We start from the raw sequence: 20,905 nt of genomic DNA on the forward strand, positions 1-20,905 counted from the left end.
CAGTTTAATATAGTTGATAATGAAACTGAAAAAATACATTGTAAAAACAGCATCAGCTTTAATAGGCTTAATTATAATGTTTATTACAAATTTAGCGTTGGCACAAACCAGTACACCGGCAAGTGTTAACTCACCAACTATTGAAGAGGGTGGAACAGCAAGCACCATGTGGGAAGGGATTTTTTATAATATGTTACTATTTTTGCTAATTTGTATTACGATAGCAATTATTGGAAGGATACTGAAGATATATGATTTAACCTTGCAAATGCAAAGTAAAAAAGCCCTTGATTGGAACAGAATAATGGCTGTTTGTTTTGGCGTATTCCTACCTATTGGATTGTATGGCATCTATTGGGAATATACTGTACATGGAAGTATGATCTTACCTGATGCAGCATCTTTGCATGGTCAAAAAATTGATGAAATGTTCAATATTACATTAATTATAACGACAATAGTGCTTATTGGAACGCAAATTATGTTGTTTACGTTCGCTTATATTTATAGAGGTACGCAGTCACGTATAGCATATTTTTTACCACACAATAATACAATTGAAAAACTATGGACGATTGTTCCAGCAATTGTACTTACTCTATTAGTTGTGTTCGGTTCAATCACTTGGAAAAATATACAAGATGTACCTCTTAAAGAACAAAAATTAGCGTTAAATGTCGATGTTACAGCCCACCAGTTTGCATGGGAAGTAAGATATCCTGGCAAAGACGGAAAATTAGGATTGAAAAGTTCAAAGCTGGTTTCTTCAAGTAACAAAATTGGAGTAGATTTTAAGGATAAAAACAGCTTGGATGATCTAACCGCAGATGAGATAGTTGTTCCTGTGAATAAACCTTTGCGTATAAACTTAATTGCACAAGATGTGATTCATAGTTTTTATTTGCCTTGGTTTAGAGTACAGATAAATGCTGTACCCGGGTTACCTACGTTTTTCCAATTTACTCCTACTATTACCACAGCAGAAATGCGTGACAAATTAGATAACCAAAACTTTGAATATAAGTTATATTGTAATAAAATATGCGGCGGAAACCACTTTAACATGCAAAAAGTTTTTCGTGTTGTAAAACAAGCAGAGTATCAAGAGTGGTTGTCAAAGCAAAAACCTTATTTAAATGATCAATTAAAAAAGGATTTGAAAATGACAGTTACCATACCAGCAAATTCTGTTATCAAAAATAAATTAGCTTTTAATAAAATATAAAGAGATTATGGCAACAGCATTAATAGTTAATAATCACGAAGCTGTTCATTCACATGATGACCATCATGACGAACATCATCACAAGGGGACTTTTTTGAATACATATGTATTTAGTCAGGATCATAAAATGATTGCTAAACAATTTTTGATAACCGGAATTATCATGGGTGTTATAGCAATGATTTTATCAGTATTATTTAGGATTCAATTAGCATATCCAAATACAGCTTTTCCGTTTTTGCAAACGTTGTTAGGTCGTTTTGCACCAGAAGGACGTTTAGACCCTAACTTTTACCTGTCATTGGTTACCATACATGGTACAATCATGGTTTTTTTCGTATTGACTGCCGGATTGAGTGGTACTTTTAGTAACTTATTGATACCTCTTCAGTTGGGTGCTCGAGATATGGCATCACCATTTCTGAATATGTTATCTTATTGGTTCTTTTTCACCGCGTGTATAATAATGTTAAGTTCATTTTTTGTCCAAAAGGGACCTGCAGGAGGTGGCTGGACAATTTATCCACCATTATCAGCTTTACCAAAAGCGATGCCTGGATCAGAAATGGGTATGACTTTGTGGCTAGCAAGTATGGTATTATTTGTGGCTTCACAATTAATGGGTGGCATCAATTACATTAGTACAATTTTAAATATGCGTACTAAGGGAATGGATTTATGGAGGATGCCACTAACTATTTGGGCGTTCTTTTTAACAGCCATTTTAGGTGTACTTTCTTTTCCTGTGCTAATTGCAGGGGTTATTTTGTTGATTTTTGACAGAAGCATGGGGACAAGCTTTTATTTGTCCGATATCGTTTTAAATGGAAATGTGTTACCAAATGAAGGCGGAAGCCCTATATTATTTGAACACTTATTTTGGTTCCTTGGCCATCCAGAAGTTTATATTGTAGTTATGCCGGCAATGGGCATTGCTTCTGAAGTGATGGCAGTTAACTCCCGAAAGCCAATTTTTGGTTATCATGCAATGGTATATTCATTAATAGGAATCACAGTATTATCTTTTATTGTTTGGGGCCATCACATGTTTGTAACAGGTATGAACCCTTTTATAGGAGGTGTATTTATGATTACAACCTTAATTATTGCGGTGCCATCAGCTGTAAAAACATTTAACTGGTTAGCTACCTTGTGGCGGGGTAATATAAGATTTACACCGGCTATGATGTTTGCAATTGGATTGGTATCCTTTTTCATTTCTGGTGGTTTGACCGGAATCTTTTTAGGAAATGCTGCATTAGATATCAACCTGCATGATACATATTTTGTGGTTGCTCACTTTCACTTGGTAATGGGTTCTGCAGCAATATTTGGTATGTTAGCCGGTGTGTATCATTGGTTTCCTAAAATGTTTGGTCGTTTAATGGATGAAAGGTTAGGATATTTGCATTTTTGGCTGACTTTTGTTGGAGCTTATTTAGTCTTTTTTCCAATGCACTTCATGGGTTTAGACGGCGTACCAAGAAGGTACTATGCTTTTACAGAATTTGAATCAATGAAGCAATGGCTGTCTGTAAATACTTTTATTACTTGGGCTGCTATTATGTCTGCGTTGGCACAAGTTGCATTTTTGTTCAACTTCTTTTACTCTATATTTTACGGTAAAAAAACGAGTCAAAACCCCTGGAACGCAAATACTTTGGAGTGGACTACACCAATAGAACGTATTCACGGAAATTGGCCGGGAGAGATTCCATTCGTGTATCGTTGGTCGTATGATTATAGTAAACCAGGCCATGATCAGGATTTTATTCCTCAAACGGTGCCTTTTTCTCAAACTATGACTTCTAACTTACCGCATGATTTTGAAGATGATCCAGATGTAGAACGTTTGCAAACAGAATGGTTAGAACAGAATTCTCAAGAGGTAAAATAGTTTCTGAGGATAATAAATTAAATAATCAGGGGTATTTTTGTTGGACATTGATCCTCATAAATACCCCTAATTTTTTGTAAAAAACTTGAATTATTCAAAGTCAGAATCAAAGTTTCAATTCTTTAATCTATTTTCAATTTTTGCACTGTTTTTAGTCATATTGGCAGGCGGGATTGTTCGTAGTACAGGTTCGGGAATGGGTTGTCCTGATTGGCCTAAATGCTTTGGAAAATATATTCCACCTACAAAAAAATCTCAATTACCAGATAATTATCGTATCCGATATATAGAGAAACAGTTAAAAAAAAATCAACGTTTTGCTAAAGTTTTAGAAGCTTTCGGCTATAAGTCTTTAGCTTCAAAAGTTAAGTCAGACATTTCTGTTACCAACAGACAACAAGAAGAATTTAATCCTGCAAAAACCTGGACAGAATATATTAACCGGTTAATCGGAGTAGTAACAGGAATGCTTCTTTTAGCCACAACTTTTTATTCATTTTCTTATTTGAAAAAAAACAAGAAAATTGTTTTTCTAAGCTTATTTAACTTGATTTTAATTGTTTTTCAGGCTTGGTTAGGTTCGGTTGTGGTTTCTTCAAACTTAGTTCCTTGGATTGTTACAGTGCATATGCTGATTGCGTTGGCAATTTTGGCCATTAGCATTTACACATGGCATAAATCTAAGTATTTACAACTCCATTCAAAAGTTACTGCTAAGCCATTATTAATTGTAATAACTGTTTTGGCTCTGATGATCGACATTATTCAAATAACGATCGGTACAGAAGTACGTGAAAAAATAGATGAATATGCTGCAAAATTGAACGGCGGTAGTAGGCAAAGTTGGGTAAATGGTGCCAATGATATATTGTTTAATCATAAAAATTTAGCATTAGGGGTTATTGTGATAAACATAATTCTCTATATGCTTCTAAAAAAGTACTATAAAAGAAGCTCTGTTCAACGTCAGTTAATGAGTACAACGTTCATTTTAATTATGCTACAAATATTTGCAGGTGTGTTGTTATCTTATATGGGTTTGCCACCAATTGCACAAATTGCACATATTTTTTTAGCCAGCTTGTTATTTGGTGCACAATTTTATTTGTTGTTAAACTTGTTTAATTCAGCAGGAAATCAGGGGGAAAGTTATCATGTGGGCTGATTTTTCTAAACTAATTAAATTTCGATTGACATTTTTGGTTGTATTTTCCGCTTCTATCTCTTTTTTGATCGGAAGTAAAGTGAATGGAGTGATTAACTGGACAAACTGGGGATTGTTGATCTTGGGTGGTTTTTTGGTAACTTCAGCAGCCAACGGTTTTAACGAGATTATTGAAAAAGATTTGGACAAGCTGATGAAAAGAACATCTGATAGACCACTTCCATCAGGCAAAATGACAAACGGACAAGCTTTGGTAATCAGTTTGTTTATGGGCATCGGAGGAACTTACGTATTGGGAAGCCTGAACCTTACAACAGGTTATTTATCAGTGTTTTCTATTTTTTTATATGCTTTTGTTTATACACCTGCAAAGCGTAAATCACCAATTGCTGTTTTTATCGGTGCAATTCCTGGTGCATTGCCGCCTTTAATTGGTTATGTTGCCGCACACGAGAAAATTGATTATATCGCTTTAATCCTGTTCGGAATACAATTTGTATGGCAATTTCCACATTTTTGGGCCATTGCCTGGGTTTTAGATGATGATTATAAACTAGCTGGTTTTAGGTTATTGCCAACCGGAAAACGTGATGCAACAAGTGCTATTATAGTGTTTTTATCTACATTGATATTAATTCCGGTAAGCTTATTACCAACATATTACGGTTTTGGCGGTTTGTATATCGGTGGTATTTCATTATTTTGCAGTTTTGGATTTTTTTATTACGCGTTTAATTTATTAATTAAGCAAGACATAAAATCTGCGCAAAAACTAATGTATGCTTCTTTTTTGTATTTACCGGTTGTACAATTAGGGCTATTATTTGATTTTGTTGGAAAATAAAAGATGAATCAATCCATTACAGATAAAGAAAGGTTGGACTTGCAACCAAAAAAGTTCAGCATGTGGTTGTTTATCATTACCTCATTCATGCTGTTTGCTGCTTTTACCAGTGGTTTTATTGTTTATACACAAGGATCAGCAAATAAAGGAATTAAAATAGTTTTACCACATGCTTTTATATTTAGCACAATCGTTATTTTATTAAGCAGTGTTACCATGTATCTGGCTTTTAAAGCCGCAAAAGAGCTAAAATTTGGCTTGCAAAAACAGTATTTGTGGCTAACTCTAATCTTGGGGATCAGTTTTTTCGGGCTTCAGTTTTACGCATGGAGTTTACTTGTAAAAATGGGTGTATATCTCATCAACCCAAATGCTTCGCAGTCTTTCATTTACATTTTTACCGGCGTACATTTAGTACATATCTTGGCAGGATTGATTTTGGTGATAAACTGTTTGATTTTTAGTTATAAAAACGTTCCGCCTGTCAAAAATCTTTTTCGTTTGGAAATGACGTCCATATTCTGGCATTTTGTAGATATTTTATGGATATATCTCTATGTTTTTTTACTTTTGAATCAACAATAATTCTATTATAAATTAGATGAGTACAACTGTAGCACCAATCGATCGAATTAAAACCACTCCATGGTCAGGTGGCCGGTCACCTTTTTCTATTGAATACGGAAAAATGATGATGTGGTTTTTTCTACTATCTGACGCATTTACATTTTCTGCATTGCTGATGGCTTATGGCGCACTTCGTTTTAGTGCAAAAGCGTGGCCAATGCCAGACGAAGTATTTCAATCTATTCCGTTAATAAAAGATCATGGTGCACCGTTGGTTTTTGTTGGTTTGATGACTTTTATTTTAATTATGAGTTCTGTTACAATGGTTCTGGCTGTAGAAGCAGGCCATCGCGGAGCAAAAAAAGAAGTGGCCAACTGGATGGTTTTAACAGTTATTGGCGGAATTATATTTTTAAGTTGCCAGGCTTTAGAGTGGTCTCATTTACACGGAGAAGGTGCCTGGTGGGGAAGTAACCCGTTCAAAAGCGCGACTGGTTTAGATACCGGAACCAATTTTACTAATCTGTTTTTTACCATTACCGGCTTTCATGGCTTTCACGTTTTTAGCGGCGTAATTATCAATATAATTATTCTGATCAATGTTTTGAAAGGTACATACGAAAAACGCGGCAGTTATCTAATGGTAGAAAAAGTTGGCCTGTACTGGCACTTTGTTGATTTGGTATGGGTTTTTGTATTTACATTTTTTTACCTGGTATAAATTATAAACAAATATTATGAGCACAGAATCCCCTAATGTTCATCAAGAAGGTGATGATCACGAATCATTATCAAAACATAAAATATGGCAGGTGTTTTTTGTTTTATTAGGTATAACTGCAATTGAGTTTATCATTGCTTTGTACTTAGTTCCACATAAAATCATACCGCAAGGAGTAGCAAACCCGATTTATATATTGCTTACTCTGGCCAAAGCATTTTATATTGTTGCCTATTTTATGCACTTACGTTTTGAAAAAATTGGCCTAATGTATTCAATTTTAGTTCCAACATTATTTATCATCGGCTTAATACTCGTTTTAACCAATGAAAGTAATTATTGGCTGTTTGCCAGGCCTTAATGGTAAATAATAAAACTTTTAAAAATATTGTAATCCTGGTACTTATTCTTGTTGTACCAGGATTTTTGTATTATTTACTTCAGGCAAAAGGGAAAAACAGGTACAAACCTTTGGCAATTTATGGGCCTAAACAAGTAGCCAAAACTTTTAAAACATTTCACGGAAAAAAAATTTATGATACGGTTTATCACCAGATCCCTGATTTTAAACTGTACGATCAGGATAATAAACTGATAACAATGAAAAGTTTTAAAGGCAATATTGTACTGGTTAATTTCTTTTTTACCAAATGCCCGGTTTTGTGTAATGAGATTAATAAAAATATTGATTCGTTGGCCAGTAATTTTAAAAACAACACCATAGTCCGGTTTGCTTCTATCACTGTGGATCCGGCCACTGACAACACCGAAGTATTAAAAAAATATGCCAACTCCTTAAAAGCAAATGAAAAACAATGGAAGTTTTTGACCGGTGATACTTCCGTCATTTATCCGCTTAGCCGAAATGGATTTTTAGTAACTGCTGCCAGCGGGGGCAATCAGCCTGAAAACTTTATTTATAGTGAAAAACTGATACTGATCGATCAGGATAGAAGAATAAGAGGTTATTACAACGGAACTTCTATAAACGAAATGAATAAGCTGAACGACGAAATTAAAGTGCTGATTGCAGAAGAATTAAGAAAAGTTAAAAGCAATCTGTATTGATCAAATGGAAAAAACTAACCTTTTAAAGCAGGATAAATTGATATTTCGTTTTATTATCGGTGTATCTGTTTTTGTTTTTTTGGTTGTTATCATCTTAAATAAAAAAATCCTTCCGGTTCCGGCAGTGTTGCCATCTTTTACTCATTATTTGCCAATGCTCAATGCCGTTTTAAACGGAACCTGTAGCATCTTATTAGTGCTTTCTCTATATTTTATAAAGAAAAAAAATATTATAATGCACAAAAGGATCAACATAACGGCGTTTGTGCTTTCGTCGCTGTTTCTGGTGTCCTACATTATATTCCATTATTTGGCTCCCGAGACTAAATTTGGCGATTTGAATGGCGATCATGTGGTTTCTGAAACCGAAAAACTGGCTGCCGGGAGTTTGCGATACGTTTATTATATTATTTTAATCAGCCACATTGTATTGGCTGCCTTAGTTTTACCGCTGATTTTGTTCAGCTTTAACTTTGCCCTGCAAAACCAGATTTCAAGGCACAAAAAAATTGTGAGATGGACCTGGCCCATTTGGTTTTACGTTACCGTTACAGGCGTAATTGTTTACCTCATGATTTCGCCTTATTACCAATTTTAAGCCCTATTTTTGTATGATAAAAACAGTATAAATAGCCGCATACTGTTTTTATCGCCATAAATTTCATCATGAAAAAATTAAAAATATTTCTTTCCGTTATTGCTTTATTCCTAGCATTTTTAAGTACACAACCTGTTGCCGCACAATGCGCTATGTGTGCAGCCAATGTAGAAAGTTCGCATAACGCCGGCGGAACTAAAGCCGACGGGTTAAACAAAGGGATTTTAGTTTTGCTCGCCGCTCCGTATTTAGCCGCAGCATTAGTTGGTTACATCTGGTTTAAAAGGTTTAAGCGGAAAAACACCGAAATCAACATGCGTAAAGAAAAGCTGAACCTGAATTAATTTCTGCCGAAGCACGTGTTTAATTCCTGATACTTCTTTTACCACTGTTTTTTTAGTCCGATTGATAAAGATGATAGAAGCGCAGACTTTTGATTTCCTGAACAAGTTAGTGCAAAACAATGATCGGGATTGGTTTTTGGAACATAAAACGGAATACGAACAAGCCCAAAAAAATGTGATCAGCTTTGCGGGGGAAATCTTAAAATTACTTGCACAGATTGACCCTTCGGTCAATGCTGATCTCGATCCGAAAAAATGTGTGCTCCGTATTTACCGCGATATCCGTTTCAGCAAAGACAAAACACCTTATAAAAACAACTTTGGCATTAATTTCAAAACCGGTTATGCTGATGCGGATTTAGGTTATTATGTGCATGTACAGCCAGATCACAGTTTTGTTGGCGGAGGATATTGGATGCCGCCGGGCGATCAATTGAAAAAAATCAGGCAGGAAATCGATTATAACGGCGCAAATTTAAAGTCGATTATTACAGATGCTTCTTTTATCAATGATTTTTCCAAATTCGATCAGCAGGATCAGTTAAAAAACAATCCAAAAGGCTACGAACCGGATCACGAATTTATCAATCTGCTCAAACTAAAAAGTTTTGCCGCAACCCATCCGCTTTCCAATCAGGATTTAATGCACAAAAATTCGGCACAAAAAATTGTTGGGTATCTCCGTAAAATCTTGCCTTTGAACAATTTCCTGAACCAAGCACTTCACTAAAATCTAATGGCTAAAAGAAGCATTGCCGATTTCAATATCAAGCCAAAAAAAAGCACACAACCAATTTTGTGTGCTTTTTGCTTTGGGTTGAAATGAATTAAAACGGACTTTTAAAATCTGCAAAAGAGGGCAAAACTTCGTCTTTAGGTGATAGTAATACGTTTGACAAATCCGTCTGCCAATCAATATTTATTGTTTGGTCGTTCCATAAAACACCAATTTCCGAAGCTTTATCGTAGTAGTTATCTACTTTGTAAGTAAAAATCGTATCGTCTTCCAGCGTTAAAAAACCGTGTAAAAAACCCGGCGGAATCCAAAATTGTTTATGGTTTTCTCCGCTCAACTCGATGGTAACATACTCGCCAAATGTTGAAGAATTTTTACGGATATCCACCGCTACATCCAAAACCCGGCCTTGTAAAACCCGCACCAACTTGCCCTGGGCAAAAGGATTGGCCTGACCATGCAAGCCGCGTAAAGCACCTTTTTGGGAAAACGACTGATTGTCCTGCACAAAAACAGCATTGATACCAGCTTCGCGATACTTTTTTTCGCTATAACTTTCGTAAAAATAACCGCGGTCATCCGGAAAAATCCGGGGTTCGATAATAATCAAACCTTCAATTTTTGTGGTACTGATATTCATTGTTCGTCAATAATTTTCATGGTTGAAGTAAATGTAACCAATTGGTTTACAAATATTTGCTGATGATTGCTTTCGATTTGTGGCGCATATAAGCTTTGATAGGATTGCAGGGAAGATATTTCATTTGTACGAAATTGCAGGCAGTAAGTTGAACCTTCGTTCGGAGAATCCAATACCTGAAGCAGTTGATAAGATTGAAAAAAACCGGTTTCTAAAACAGTGGGGATGTAGTTGTTTTTCAGTTCATCCAGCCATTGCTTTTCTGCCGGTTCATCAACTAAAAATGTAATATTGTATAAGAACATGCTGTAAAATTAAAGCTTTTTATCAGGAACCGGGCAGTTAGTCGCCTCGCAAAACCCTGTATTTTTTACGCGCTTCGGTAATCCACAAGCTGGAAGGATAATCTGTAATTATTTTTTGATACAAAACCTGGGCTTTTGCTTTATTGTCCAAACGGTTTTCGTACAAATCTGCCATCATAAAAACAGCATCATCGGCCCAAAGATCGGTTGGGTGTTCATCCACAATTTTCTGTAAAAACGGAATGGCCAGCGGATACTGTTTTTGCTGGATAAAAATCTTTGCCTTGGCCATCAAAACATCATCGGCCAAAGTATTGCCCGGATAAACCTGATTGATGCTGTCCAGTGTTTTCATTGCCCGGTCAGTTTGTTCTTTATAAATCAAAAAATCTGCGCGGGCATACATTTTCAATGCATTTCCGGTAGTATCAAATGTGGTATTGTCCGTAATCAGCAAAGAAAGATTGAGTGCATCATTGGCAATTAACTGCGAAGTTGCCGCTTTTAAAACATCTACCTGCGCTTTGGCCCAAGCAAAATCACCGGTAAAATAAGCAAGCCTTGCGTTTCTGTATTTTGCTTCCTGCGCAATGTTAGTGTTTGGGAAAGCTTTTTCTACCTGACTGTACAGCAAAGTGGCTTCCCAGGGTTTGTTGGTGAGCAGGTAAACATCGCCTAAATCCATTTTACAATCTGCCAATATTTTAGGCTGAATGCCCGGAACAAGAACCGCTTGTTCCAGCAGCTTTTCTGCTTCAAGCGTTTTATGCAGTTTAAAAGCCTGTAAGCGTGCTAATTTTTGCATGGCAAAAGCAGTATTACTGTTTCGGCCAAACTCGGAAAGTAAATCCTGATAATCCTTTTCTAAACTTATTAAATCCTGCGACTGGTATTTTCCGGAAGTTATTTTCAGGTTTTTAGTGTTGAGCAACTCAATCCGCGCCGGGATATAATAATCCTGTTTGCCTTTGCTGATGATAAATTCGTAACCACGTATGGCTGCATCGAAAGCATCGTTGCTTACAAAAGTTTGGCAAAGCTGATAAACCTGTTCGCCGTTATCTTTTTGCCTTTTTGATAAAGCGATCATCTGATTCAAGGCCAAATCATACTCTTTTCGCTGTAAATATTGCCAGGTAAGTAATTGTGTAAATACAGTTGCCTGTGGGTTTTTCTGGATTTTTTCGAGTAACAATCCTTTAAGGATATCGTAATCCGCCGAACCTTCAAACAAGCTGGACAAATTGTTTTGCGCCTGGTACAGATAATCCGGATTGGTGGTCAGGATATTCAAATACTCGGCCGCCAATGGTATTTTTTCGCGCCGGAAACGATACATGCTGATCAGCGGAATGGCAAATAATTGCTCGTTGTGCAAAAGTGCACGACCCTGCAAAAACACTTTAATGGTATAATCCGTGTTGCCGGCCTGGTAAAACTGGTTGGCAATATTGCTGATCTGGGCTTCATCAGCAGGCAGGTTTTTCAGGATTTCTTTATAGGCAGATTCTGCTTTTGGCAATTCGCCTTTTTCCGTATAAATGCTTCCCAAAGTGATGGCATACTCTACATTGACCGGATGTTTTTTCAACATTTTTTTGGATAAAAGTTCTGCTTCATCCAGTTTTTTCAGGCTGATCAAACTGTAACAATACGCTTTAAAATAAGCTTCGTTATCCTGTTTGTATAGTTTTTGATAAACCTGACTGGCTTTTTCTTTTTCGCCCGAAGCCATATATTGCCTCGCCAGCAGCAAATCATCAGACTGTGCGGCAGCCGAAAAAAAGCATGATAAAAGAAGCATTGAAAAAAGCAGTTTCATCTACATCAAAAATAAATTAATTACGTAAGATAAGAACTTAAACCGAGATGTGTGTATAGCGTTTCAGGGGTAAAATTATGGTGACAGTTGTTTTTAATCCTTTCATAATCTCTAATTTAACCCGATAATATAATCAGATCCTGATTTCTTAAAACTTGATGAGAAGGCTTCGTTACTTATTGGTTTTGTGTGTAATTGCAGCAATTCTTGATTCCTGCACCGATAGCGGCGTGCGGAAAATCCCGGTCAGCAGCTTCTTTAAAACGCCGGAAAAAAGCAGTTTCCATATTTCCCCCAACGGAAAGTATATTTCCTATCTCAAAAATTATCAGCATAAACTGAACATTTATGTGCAAACAATTGCCGATGGCAAAGAAAGCCGGATTACTTCATTTACAGATTATCCTGTCAAAGATTATTTCTGGACGCTGAACAACGAGCTTGTTTTTAACAAAGATTTGATCGATCTGAACCAATATCAACTGTTTGCGGTAAATATGGAAAACCGTCAACTGAAGAAGCTATTGTCCTTATCTAAAGTAAAGTTTCGCTTAATCAGCCGCAACCATAACAATAAAGATCTGATCAATATTGTGATGAACAAGCGCGATTCGGCCATATTTGATGTTTACAGGCTAAACACCCAAACCGGAGAATTGAAACTGTATATCAAAAACCCCGGAAATGTGATCGAATGGTATCCGGCTTCCGAAGGAAATATCCGGCTGGCCAAAGCATCAGACGGCGTGAACGAAAAAATTTTATACAGGCAGGATGATGAGCACGAATTTAAAACCATCATCAGCAATAATTTCAGAAATTCGGTTAAGCCAATTGCTTTTACCAAAACAGGCGGCAGCCATTTTTATGCTTTATCAAACTTAAACCGGGATAAAACAGCTTTGGTTGAGATTGATGCGGAAACAGGAAAGGAAGTGAAAATGATTTACGAACGGAAAACCGCAGACATTAACGAAGTAAACTACTCACGCAACAAGCATCGGTTGGAAATGATTGACTGGGAAGATGCCAAACCCGAAAGGTTTTTTATGAACGACGACATGAAGCTGATTTATACGGATTTAGAAAAGCTTTTGCCCAAAAATGAAATCAGGATTGTTGACCGGGACACTTCTGAAAACCAGTTATTGATCAGCACTTATACCGATCGGAGCCCTGGTTCAATGTATCTGTATCGGGTCAAATCCAACACCTTGAATAAACTAACCGATTTTAATCCCGATATCAAAGCGGAAGAATTATGTGCGATGAAACCGGTAGCTTACAAAGCCCGCGATGGCTTGCTGATCAACGGTTATTTAACTTTGCCCCAAATAGAAAGACAAACCAACTTACCGGTTATTATGCTGCCGCACAACGGGCCGTGGAGCCGCAACAGTTGGGGCTATAATGCCGAAGTACAGTTTCTGGCCAATCGTGGTTATGCGGTTTTCCAAGTAAATTATCGGGGTTCTACAGGCTATGGTAAAGCTTTTCTGAGTGCCGGTTTTAAAGAAGTTGGCGGCAAAATACAGCAGGATATTACAGATGGCGTAAAGTGGCTGATTGCTCAAAAAATAGCCAACCCTAAAAAAATTGCTATATATGGTGCCGGTTTTGGAGGCTTTTGTGCCTTGCACGGTATTTCTTTTAATTCAGGATTATACCAGTGCGCAGTGGTACAATATGGTTTGATCAACTTTTTTACCTATATAAAAGATGTACCGCCATTTTTGAAACCTTATTTAAGTATGACTTACGAAATGGTTGGCAACCCGGAAAAAGATGCTGATATGCTGCGTTCCATTTCGCCGGTTTTTCATACTGATAAAATCAAAGTACCGTTGTTGATTTTTCAGGGCGCAAAAGACCCGCGGGCAAATATCAGTGAAGTTAATCAATTTGTGCGTGATCTGCGTAACCGCGATGTTAACGTAAAATACGTTTTAAAGGAAAATGAGCGTACCTATTTCAAAAATGAGCAAAACCGTTTGGATATGTATGCCGAAATCGAGAACTTCCTGCAAACCAATTTGGATAATAAAAAGTAGGCTGGGATGAAGGAGAAAGCGGTTTACCGGAAAAACTTTTTACTGGTTGCTACTTTTACCATCCTGATTTCTGCACTGGTGGTGGTCATACTTCTTTTAGCCTATAAATTTACGGTAAAGAATATCAACGATGAATTTGATTCCAAAAAAGCAGCAGTGCTGGAAGAAACCATCCGGCCGTACAACGATTTCTTTCAAAATAAGCTGCCTGAAATTACTTTATACAATGGCTTTCTCAACGTTAATTCTGCCTCAAAATACCTGAATACCGTTTTCGGCAAATATCCATTTGTAAAAAAAGCTATTTTTTATGATCTTGAAATCAGCAATAATATAAGGCGTTACACTTTCCGCACTAATCATTTAAGTGTTTTTATCAAATCGGCATATAGTTTTTCATCTTATAAAACCAACGTACTTCAGGTTAAAGCTTTAAAAAATAAAGATCAGGACCCGGATTTTGGCCAGATTGCTTTACAGTTGGCCAATTATGTAGAAAACGTTGATACAGCCAAAATCAGTAGTCCGGATATTGATTTCCGAAAGGTATTTTACGATGTCAACCCGCAAAAAATCAGTTACTTAAATATTCCTGGCAGGCAAGAACTAAAAGTTTATAAGGATTTGTTAAAGGTTGCAAAACCGGTTTCTACCTATCAGAAAGATATGTTTACGTTTTACCTCAATCCGTACGCACTAAAAATCAGGAATACCAGCCCGGGTTTGTACCAATCCATCAGCATCCGGCCGCTGGTTTATGATCCGCTTGATAATGAGCAGGGGCAGGTATCTACTGAAATCGCTTTTCCCGGTGCTTTTGCCGATTATAAACTATACTTCCGCACCAACAAAATTTTTTTAAAAAACGAAGTTATCAAGCAGTTTTTGCCCATTGCATTTGGGGTGATGCTGATTTACTTTTTTTTGCTGGCGATTGCTTTACTGATTTACCGGAATCTGAACGTGAATTTGAAGCTTTTCAGGCTGCAATATGATTTTATCAACAACTTTACGCATGAGTTTAAAACACCTGTCAGCGTGATTAAAATTGCCGGGTCAAACCTTCAGACAAAAAATGAATTAAGCGAACGGCAGCGGATGCACTACGGGAAAATTTTAAACGAAGAAGCCGATAAATTAAACGATTTGATGACTAAGCTGCTGTCTTTTACACAGTTGGAAAACAAAGCTATCCGTGTTAAAAGTGAGCAGATTGATTTAAACACGTTTACAAAAAGTCAGATCGATTCCTTCAAAATAAAATATCCGGCTTTTAACATCAGCTTTTCAAACACAGAAATCAATGCTTTTTTTACCGACCCAATTTTGCTGGGTAGTTTATACCAGAACCTGATTGAAAACGCTTACAAGTATTCGCCGGCAGACAGAAAGGAATTATTAATTAAAATTGAAAAACATAAAAAAGAAGTTACCTTTAAATTTAAAGATCAAGGCATTGGTATTGCCCCGGCCGAACTAAATCATATTTTTAAAAAATTTTATCGGATCCAAAATCAATATAACCAAAATGGCAGTGTTGGCTTAGGGTTGGCTTTTTGTAAAGAACTGGTTAATTTTATGCACGGAGAAATCAGTGTTAAAAGCAGCATCGGCAAAGGATCGGAGTTTGTAGTCACACTTCCTTATGAACATCAATAATGAGTAAAGAAACAAAAATTGCGCTGGTTGAAGATGATGAAAACCTGCGTTTCCTGGTTGCCGAACGCTTAGAAGCAGAAGGATATACAGTTTTAGAAGCTGCAGATGGCTTAACTGCCGAGAAGATGATTTTGGAAGAGCAACCGGATATTGTTTTGCTGGATTGGATGCTGCCCGGCAAGCAAGGCGCAGATGTTTGCCAGGAAATCCGAAGCAAAGGTTATGATAATGTAGTGATCATGATTACCGCTAAAGAGCAGGATGTGGATAAAATTGAAGCTTACAACGTTGGTGTTTCTGATTATGTAACCAAACCTTTCAACATGGATGTGCTCACGGCTTTGATTGAAAACAAGGTAAAGTACAAGTTGAGCAATGATAAATCGGAAGCGTATAAGTTTTCCAACATGGAACATCAGCCCAATACACATACGCTGATTAAAGCCGGCCGGAAAGTTGAATTGACGATTTTAGAAAACCGGATATTGCTCTATTTTTTGAAAAACCGCAACAAAGTAATCCATCGCGAAGAGTTGATGATGGAAGTTTGGGGTTACAATGCCGATGTAAATACCCGCACGTTGGACATGCACATTGTACGCTTACGCAAGAAAATTGAAGAAAACCCGGATTCTCCGCAATTTTTACAAACCGTTAGAGGGATCGGTTATAAGTTTGTGCTGGAATGATTTTCTTGTAAAATCTTTTTACTGTAAAAAATCTTTCCAACCCGATTGATATGTTCTTCTAAATCAGAAGATTTTAACTGGTTGAATATAGAAATATCGAATAAATAAGGCATATTCAAATCATCAATATCCCAATATATCTTAGATCGAATCTGATCAGTTAACTTTTTTCCTATTAATGTTATATCAATGTCTGATCCATTTCGATAGTTTCCTTTCGCACGTGAACCATAAATAATTACTTCTTCTACTTCTGAATGTTTTATAAATACAGAATTGATTTTTGTTATTGTTTCTGGTTTTAATCCAAATTTCATAGTAGCGGTTTCATTTTATTATAAAATTCTTCAAACAAGGGGAAATAGAGTTTTACAATTTTTTTATATTCTACTTCCAGAATATTTTCGTGATAGGTATGTACTGTTTTGTTACGGCTTTCTATCATGTCCATCCAAATTTGGCCGTCGCTGATAAGTGCTTTATTAAAAGCTTCCTTAGTGACACTTCTTGGTCCTAAAACGTTTTGAAACCCTTCATATTCTAAAAAGTCTTTCATCACTTTCCAAGCCAGCTCATGTGTAAATTCAAATCGTTGGGTTATGCCTTCTTTAATAATATCAATCGGGTTTTCGCCATTGTTTTCTATGGCTTCTGTAAGTTGCCCTAATGCTTTTTCATAGTTTGCAAAACGTTGTTGCCACCTTATGTCCTTTGATTTTTCCATATATATTTTTGAAGCTGTTTTCTTTCTGATAAATGCTTCTTTTATCACCTAAAAAACTTTGTTGAACATGAGCATCAGCAGATATTGCAAAATCAAAACGCCATCTACATAAAAAAAATAAAAATATTCGTTTTTTTCAAACTTGGATCGAAAAATCAGCCAGCCCGCCAATAAAATTGTAATGGTCAAGGCGTAGAAGTTGGGGTTAAAATCCTGATCCCGGAACAAAAACATTAAAATCAGGTAGCCAACCAGCAAAAACTGACATAACAGGTAAGCGTTTTTTTCCCCAAAAACCACCGGAATTGTTTTTAAACCAAGTTTATGGTCTTGAAACAGGTCGCGGATGTCAAATGGAATGGCCATCGCGGTAATAAATAAAAATCTTTTGGCCGATAAAAGAAGTATGTCCGCATCCGTAATTTTAATATGATAAAGATGTTCGGCTTCAAAAACAGGCAAAAGTACTACGCTTAACGCCCATGTTGCACCGATCAGCAATAATTTCAAACCCGGAATGTTGCGCAAACCAAACTTTTGGTTTCCGATAGAAAACACAGGCAAGCCATAGCCGAACGATAAAACCGCCAAGCAAACCAGCAGTAATTTGGATTGATTTGATACCCAAAAAAACAGTGGTAAAAGAAGTATGGCCGAAGCTATGGTAATGCCGACCATCCATCGGTAACAGTCAAAAAACCAGCGTACCCTTTTAAATGGTGATTGTGCCGGAAATTTAGGCTTGCTTAATAAGATACTGAAATTATAAATGCAAAGTGTTGATAAAAACAGGATGGCCAATACCGGAAAAACAGGTTTTACATCAAGCAGCAGGAAAGTGACCAAAGCTTGCGCTACGGCGCACAAGGCCATGAAAGCGTTACTGAACAGCAAAGCATCAACAACAGAATAGGTTAGTTTCCTCACGTAAAATTGAAAACCAAATATGCTGTTAATTGATTAAGCATTTTTTGCCGGATGAGGATTTTTGCCTGATCTAAACTCAAAAATGGTAATTTCCGGCAAAATACCAACGCGGCCGGGATAGCCCAGAAAACCATATCCTACATTTACATACAATTGCTGGTTGTTTTGCTGATAATGGCCTGCCCATTCTTTGTAAATGTATTGTACAGGGCTCCACTGGAAATTTGGCAGGCGGACACCAAATTGCATGCCGTGCGTGTGGCCGGAAAACATCATGTCAACCTGCGGATATTGCGGCAAAACCTGCGCCTGCCAATGCGAAGGATCATGTGATAAAAGAAGCTTTACCGGCAAATCATCCGTGTTTTTTGTTGCCAGATCCATGCGGCCGTATTTTGGGAACCGGCTTAACGCGCCCCAGTTTTGAATGCCTAAAATCCCGATTTCTTCGCCGTCAACTTTCAAGCGGCGGTTTTCGTCCATTAACAAATCATAACCCATGTTCTTGTGCACGGTAAGCATGTCCTTTAGGTTTTGCTGTTTTTCCTGGATAGAATTCCAAGTGTGATAATCGCCGTAATCATGGTTCCCCAAGGTAGAAAACACGCCGAGTGGTGCTTTCACTTTGGAAAAAATATCGGTATAATTTTTAACCTCGCTGGTTTGGCTATTTACCAAATCCCCGGTAAAGAAAATGAAATCCGGGTTCTCTTTAAGCAACATCTCAACACCGCCTGAAACCGCTTTTTTGTTGTAAAAACTACCGGAATGGATGTCGGAAATCTGTCCCATCCTGATCCCGTCAAAAGCTTTGGGCAGTTTAGGCAGATAAATGGTTTGCCTGCGCACCCGATAATCATAAGCACCGGAAATGATGCCGTAAGAAAGTGAAGCTAAAGGCAGTGAAGCCGTGATCAAACCGGCTTTCATCAAAAACTCCGATCTTGGGATATACGCTGGTTTGGGCTGGCTTGCCGGAAATTCCGGTTCCGGCTTTTTGTATTTCCGGGCAATCCATAAAATAATCCTGCGCACATCGTCCACCAAAATAAAAGGCAACAGGAAAATTTTAACAATAAGCAAAATAAAAAACACCAGCAAAATGGCAGCTCTCACGCCAACGCCTATGTTGAAATAAACAGATACAAAAACGCCGGTAATCAGCAGTATCGAAACAACCCAGAAAATAGCCGTAAAGCGTTTTATAAAGCGAAAACTATACTTTTTCAGTGCGCCGCGGATACCGTTTATAATATAAAAATCGGCGAGCAAAAGTAAAATGCAAACGCCGATTAAAACCAATGGATTAGTCATCTAAAAAATGCCTGTAAAAGAAGTATTAATAACGATCGTCCAAATCCATATCATCGTCTTTTGGCATGTTGAACAAGCTGTCGAACATATCCGAAAACGCATAACCGTTATCCAGATAACCTTTATTTACCTGGGAAAATTCTGCCAAACCATGCAGCACAAATTCCATCAGCAACAACTGATTATTTTCTGATACGCCCGGCTGATTTTTCTTTACTAAATCTTTTAACCCGGGAACAGACAACAGTAATTTTTTGTATTCCTGGGCCGGAAGATCGTCGATGATAGAAATGTTATTGCCAGCACTAAACCAGTTGATAATTTCGGCGTAAGGATTTGGTTTCTTGCTTTTTTTGGCTTTTTCCGGTTCCGGGAAGTAGCTTAACAACAACGTTTTAATCGCTTTGCCAACCAGGATATTGGCCACTTTTGCCGGTCCTTCCAGTTCACCCTCGTAAACCAGTTCAATTTTTCCGGTGATGGCCGGGATCACACCCAGAAAATCAGAAATCCTTACAAATGTGTTTTTTTCATGGTTGATGAGCATTCGGCGTTCGGCATTGCTGATCAAATTTTGGTAAGCAGAAATAGTTAAACGCGCAGAAACACCGGATTTTTTATCGATGTATTCTGAGTTTCGCGCTTCAAAAGCAATCTGCTCTACCAAATCTTTTACCAGATCATCGGCTTCTACATTCGTTTTTTGCTCTCTGGTGAGGGAAGCTTCCTGCTGCGTAATCTGGCGTGAAATCTCCACAGTTCGCGGATAATGCGTTAAAATCTGGCTTTCAATACGATCTTTTAACGGCGTAACGATGGAGCCACGATTGGTATAATCTTCCGGGTTGGCAGTAAAAACAAACTGAATATCTAAAGGCAACCTCAACTTAAAACCACGGATCTGAATATCTTTTTCCTGCAAAATATTAAACAGCGCAACCTGAATACGCGCCTGCAAATCCGGCAATTCATTGATTACAAAAATACCGCGGTGTGCCCGCGGGATCAATCCGAAATGGATTACGCGCTCATCAGAATAAGTCAGTTTCATGGTTGCTGCTTTGATCGGGTCAACATCGCCAATCAAATCGGCAACTGTAACATCCGGTGTGGCCAGCTTTTCCGTGTAACGTTCGGAGCGGTGCAACCAGGCAATTTGCGTGTTGTCGCCTTTGGTTTCAATTTCGTTCCGGGCAAACCAGGAAATTGGTTCTAACGGATCATCAAAAAGCTCTGAACCAGCAACATAAGGCACAAATTCGTCCAGCAAATTTACCATCAAACGGGCAATTCGTGTTTTGGCCTGTCCGCGTAAACCCAATAACAAAATATTATGGCGTGATAAAATAGCGGTTTGCAAATCCGGCATTACGGTGTCTTCAAAACCGATAATGCCTTCAAAACCGTTTTCTTTTTGCTGTAATTGTTTGATCAGGTTTTCCCGAAGTTCTTCTTTTACTGATCTGGATTTATATCCGCTTTGTTTTAATTCTCTAAGCGTGGTAGCGTTGTTCATAGTTTTTTAGAAACCGGGAAAACCGGAATTTATGTTTTTTAATTTTTTAGTTTGAAGCCCAAACTATTTCAATGATTTTATGCCGATAAAAGA

22 protein-coding genes are annotated in these 20,905 nt (G+C 37.4%); 14 read left to right on the forward strand and 8 right to left on the reverse strand.

The genetic code is table 11. The features are described from left to right. Positions 1-19 precede the first annotated feature (19 nt). The 11 genes from ACOFKR_RS02930 (at position 20) to ACOFKR_RS02980 (ending at position 9,159) form a co-directional block, all read left to right on the forward strand. Positions 20-1,225, forward strand: a complete 1,206-nt coding sequence (locus ACOFKR_RS02930; RefSeq protein ID WP_419802540.1) for a cytochrome c oxidase subunit II — start codon at positions 20-22, stop codon at positions 1,223-1,225. Positions 1,226-1,232: 7 nt separating this feature from the next. After that, positions 1,233-3,122 (forward strand): cytochrome c oxidase subunit I, encoded by a 1,890-nt coding sequence (locus ACOFKR_RS02935; protein ID WP_419802541.1) that lies wholly within the window; start codon positions 1,233-1,235, stop codon positions 3,120-3,122. A gap of 85 nt (positions 3,123-3,207) precedes the next feature. Further along, on the forward strand, positions 3,208-4,287 hold the full coding sequence (locus ACOFKR_RS02940; RefSeq protein ID WP_419802542.1) for a COX15/CtaA family protein: 1,080 nt from the start codon (positions 3,208-3,210) through the stop codon (positions 4,285-4,287). Further along, the gene (gene cyoE / locus ACOFKR_RS02945) at positions 4,277-5,131 is read left to right on the forward strand and encodes a heme o synthase (protein ID WP_419802543.1); all 855 of its coding nucleotides are present in this window, start codon (positions 4,277-4,279) and stop codon (positions 5,129-5,131) included. Before ACOFKR_RS02940 ends, cyoE begins: the two co-directional genes overlap by 11 nt. Before the next feature lie 60 nt (positions 5,132-5,191). Further along, positions 5,192-5,716 carry a cytochrome c oxidase subunit 3 gene (locus tag ACOFKR_RS02950; RefSeq protein WP_419802544.1) on the forward strand — a complete coding sequence of 175 codons (525 nt, stop codon included), beginning with the start codon at positions 5,192-5,194 and terminating at the stop codon, positions 5,714-5,716. Positions 5,717-5,732: 16 nt separating this feature from the next. Next, a complete protein-coding gene (locus ACOFKR_RS02955; RefSeq protein ID WP_419802545.1) occupies positions 5,733-6,419 on the forward strand; it encodes a cytochrome c oxidase subunit 3 in 687 nt (228 codons plus the stop codon). A 16-nt stretch (positions 6,420-6,435) separates the two neighbouring features. Then, positions 6,436-6,780, forward strand: a complete 345-nt coding sequence (locus ACOFKR_RS02960) for a cytochrome C oxidase subunit IV family protein (RefSeq protein ID WP_419802546.1) — start codon at positions 6,436-6,438, stop codon at positions 6,778-6,780. Then, positions 6,780-7,487: an SCO family protein gene (locus ACOFKR_RS02965; RefSeq protein ID WP_419802547.1), complete on the forward strand. Its 708-nt coding sequence runs from the start codon at positions 6,780-6,782 to the stop codon at positions 7,485-7,487. Before ACOFKR_RS02960 ends, ACOFKR_RS02965 begins: the two co-directional genes overlap by 1 nt. A 154-nt stretch (positions 7,488-7,641) precedes the next feature. Further along, on the forward strand, positions 7,642-8,085 hold the full coding sequence (locus ACOFKR_RS02970; RefSeq protein ID WP_419803608.1) for a DUF420 domain-containing protein: 444 nt from the start codon (positions 7,642-7,644) through the stop codon (positions 8,083-8,085). A 68-nt stretch (positions 8,086-8,153) separates the two neighbouring features. Further along, positions 8,154-8,429, forward strand: coding sequence for a hypothetical protein (locus ACOFKR_RS02975; protein ID WP_419802548.1), 276 nt, complete (start codon positions 8,154-8,156; stop codon positions 8,427-8,429). 70 nt (positions 8,430-8,499) lie between these two features. Beyond that, positions 8,500-9,159 (forward strand): DUF2461 domain-containing protein, encoded by a 660-nt coding sequence (locus ACOFKR_RS02980; protein ID WP_419802549.1) that lies wholly within the window; start codon positions 8,500-8,502, stop codon positions 9,157-9,159. Between the two features lie 97 nt (positions 9,160-9,256). Here the strand turns inward: ACOFKR_RS02980 and rfbC are convergent, their stop codons facing one another. From rfbC to ACOFKR_RS02995, 3 genes are read right to left on the reverse strand one after another with little or no spacing between them, the layout of a single operon-like run. Next, the gene (rfbC, locus tag ACOFKR_RS02985) at positions 9,257-9,805 is read right to left on the reverse strand and encodes a dTDP-4-dehydrorhamnose 3,5-epimerase (RefSeq protein WP_419802550.1); all 549 of its coding nucleotides are present in this window, start codon (positions 9,803-9,805) and stop codon (positions 9,257-9,259) included. After that, positions 9,802-10,110: a DUF4286 family protein gene (locus ACOFKR_RS02990; protein ID WP_419802551.1), complete on the reverse strand. Its 309-nt coding sequence runs from the start codon at positions 10,108-10,110 to the stop codon at positions 9,802-9,804. The genes rfbC and ACOFKR_RS02990 overlap by 4 nt, the downstream gene beginning before the upstream one ends. 37 nt (positions 10,111-10,147) lie before the next feature. Further along, the gene (locus ACOFKR_RS02995; protein WP_419802552.1) at positions 10,148-11,914 is read right to left on the reverse strand and encodes a tetratricopeptide repeat protein; all 1,767 of its coding nucleotides are present in this window, start codon (positions 11,912-11,914) and stop codon (positions 10,148-10,150) included. Between the two features lie 176 nt (positions 11,915-12,090). Here ACOFKR_RS02995 and ACOFKR_RS03000 point away from each other — a divergent pair, with 176 nt between their 5' ends. Genes ACOFKR_RS03000 through ACOFKR_RS03010 form a run of 3 tightly spaced genes read left to right on the forward strand, consistent with a single transcriptional unit; the run spans position 12,091 to position 16,331 of the window. After that, positions 12,091-13,983: a prolyl oligopeptidase family serine peptidase gene (locus ACOFKR_RS03000; protein ID WP_419802553.1), complete on the forward strand. Its 1,893-nt coding sequence runs from the start codon at positions 12,091-12,093 to the stop codon at positions 13,981-13,983. 6 nt (positions 13,984-13,989) lie between these two features. Then, positions 13,990-15,642 (forward strand): sensor histidine kinase, encoded by a 1,653-nt coding sequence (locus ACOFKR_RS03005; protein ID WP_419802554.1) that lies wholly within the window; start codon positions 13,990-13,992, stop codon positions 15,640-15,642. Continuing rightward, positions 15,642-16,331, forward strand: a complete 690-nt coding sequence (locus ACOFKR_RS03010) for a response regulator transcription factor (RefSeq protein ID WP_419802555.1) — start codon at positions 15,642-15,644, stop codon at positions 16,329-16,331. Before ACOFKR_RS03005 ends, ACOFKR_RS03010 begins: the two co-directional genes overlap by 1 nt. On the opposite strand, the gene ACOFKR_RS03015 is transcribed toward ACOFKR_RS03010, so the two are convergent. The 5 genes from ACOFKR_RS03015 to ACOFKR_RS03035 are packed head-to-tail and all read right to left on the reverse strand — an operon-like array spanning position 16,310 to position 20,812. After that, a complete protein-coding gene (locus ACOFKR_RS03015) occupies positions 16,310-16,648 on the reverse strand; it encodes a nucleotidyltransferase domain-containing protein (RefSeq protein WP_419802556.1) in 339 nt (112 codons plus the stop codon). The genes ACOFKR_RS03010 and ACOFKR_RS03015 overlap by 22 nt on opposite strands. Then, on the reverse strand, positions 16,645-17,103 hold the full coding sequence (locus tag ACOFKR_RS03020; RefSeq protein WP_419802557.1) for a nucleotidyltransferase substrate binding protein: 459 nt from the start codon (positions 17,101-17,103) through the stop codon (positions 16,645-16,647). The genes ACOFKR_RS03015 and ACOFKR_RS03020 overlap by 4 nt, the downstream gene beginning before the upstream one ends. After that, positions 17,104-17,982, reverse strand: a complete 879-nt coding sequence (locus tag ACOFKR_RS03025) for a UbiA family prenyltransferase (protein WP_419802558.1) — start codon at positions 17,980-17,982, stop codon at positions 17,104-17,106. It lies immediately after the preceding gene. A gap of 33 nt (positions 17,983-18,015) precedes the next feature. Continuing rightward, on the reverse strand, positions 18,016-19,296 hold the full coding sequence (locus tag ACOFKR_RS03030) for a metallophosphoesterase (protein ID WP_419802559.1): 1,281 nt from the start codon (positions 19,294-19,296) through the stop codon (positions 18,016-18,018). 25 nt (positions 19,297-19,321) lie between these two features. Then, entirely contained in the window at positions 19,322-20,812 is a 1,491-nt protein-coding gene (locus ACOFKR_RS03035; protein ID WP_419802560.1) for a sigma 54-interacting transcriptional regulator, read from the reverse strand. Positions 20,813-20,905: the final 93 nt, after the last annotated feature.

The organism is Mucilaginibacter sp. (assembly GCF_965201005.1).
GTDB lineage: Bacteria > Bacteroidota > Bacteroidia > Sphingobacteriales > Sphingobacteriaceae > Mucilaginibacter_A.

Coding starts and splice junctions, on each gene's coding strand:
- ACOFKR_RS02930 (WP_419802540.1), top strand. CDS start 20: ATGAAACTGAAAAAATACATTGTAAAAACAGCATCAGCTTTAATAGGC.
- ACOFKR_RS02935 (WP_419802541.1), top strand. CDS start 1,233: ATGGCAACAGCATTAATAGTTAATAATCACGAAGCTGTTCATTCACAT.
- cyoE (WP_419802543.1), top strand. CDS start 4,277: ATGTGGGCTGATTTTTCTAAACTAATTAAATTTCGATTGACATTTTTG.
- ACOFKR_RS02950 (WP_419802544.1), top strand. CDS start 5,192: ATGTGGTTGTTTATCATTACCTCATTCATGCTGTTTGCTGCTTTTACC.
- ACOFKR_RS02955 (WP_419802545.1), top strand. CDS start 5,733: ATGAGTACAACTGTAGCACCAATCGATCGAATTAAAACCACTCCATGG.
- ACOFKR_RS02960 (WP_419802546.1), top strand. CDS start 6,436: ATGAGCACAGAATCCCCTAATGTTCATCAAGAAGGTGATGATCACGAA.
- ACOFKR_RS02965 (WP_419802547.1), top strand. CDS start 6,780: ATGGTAAATAATAAAACTTTTAAAAATATTGTAATCCTGGTACTTATT.
- ACOFKR_RS02970 (WP_419803608.1), top strand. CDS start 7,642: ATGCTCAATGCCGTTTTAAACGGAACCTGTAGCATCTTATTAGTGCTT.
- ACOFKR_RS02975 (WP_419802548.1), top strand. CDS start 8,154: ATGAAAAAATTAAAAATATTTCTTTCCGTTATTGCTTTATTCCTAGCA.
- ACOFKR_RS02980 (WP_419802549.1), top strand. CDS start 8,500: ATGATAGAAGCGCAGACTTTTGATTTCCTGAACAAGTTAGTGCAAAAC.
- rfbC (WP_419802550.1), bottom strand. CDS start 9,805: ATGAATATCAGTACCACAAAAATTGAAGGTTTGATTATTATCGAACCC.
- ACOFKR_RS02990 (WP_419802551.1), bottom strand. CDS start 10,110: ATGTTCTTATACAATATTACATTTTTAGTTGATGAACCGGCAGAAAAG.
- ACOFKR_RS02995 (WP_419802552.1), bottom strand. CDS start 11,914: ATGCTTCTTTTATCATGCTTTTTTTCGGCTGCCGCACAGTCTGATGAT.
- ACOFKR_RS03000 (WP_419802553.1), top strand. CDS start 12,091: ATGAGAAGGCTTCGTTACTTATTGGTTTTGTGTGTAATTGCAGCAATT.
- ACOFKR_RS03005 (WP_419802554.1), top strand. CDS start 13,990: ATGAAGGAGAAAGCGGTTTACCGGAAAAACTTTTTACTGGTTGCTACT.
- ACOFKR_RS03010 (WP_419802555.1), top strand. CDS start 15,642: ATGAGTAAAGAAACAAAAATTGCGCTGGTTGAAGATGATGAAAACCTG.
- ACOFKR_RS03015 (WP_419802556.1), bottom strand. CDS start 16,648: ATGAAATTTGGATTAAAACCAGAAACAATAACAAAAATCAATTCTGTA.
- ACOFKR_RS03030 (WP_419802559.1), bottom strand. CDS start 19,296: ATGACTAATCCATTGGTTTTAATCGGCGTTTGCATTTTACTTTTGCTC.
- ACOFKR_RS03035 (WP_419802560.1), bottom strand. CDS start 20,812: ATGAACAACGCTACCACGCTTAGAGAATTAAAACAAAGCGGATATAAA.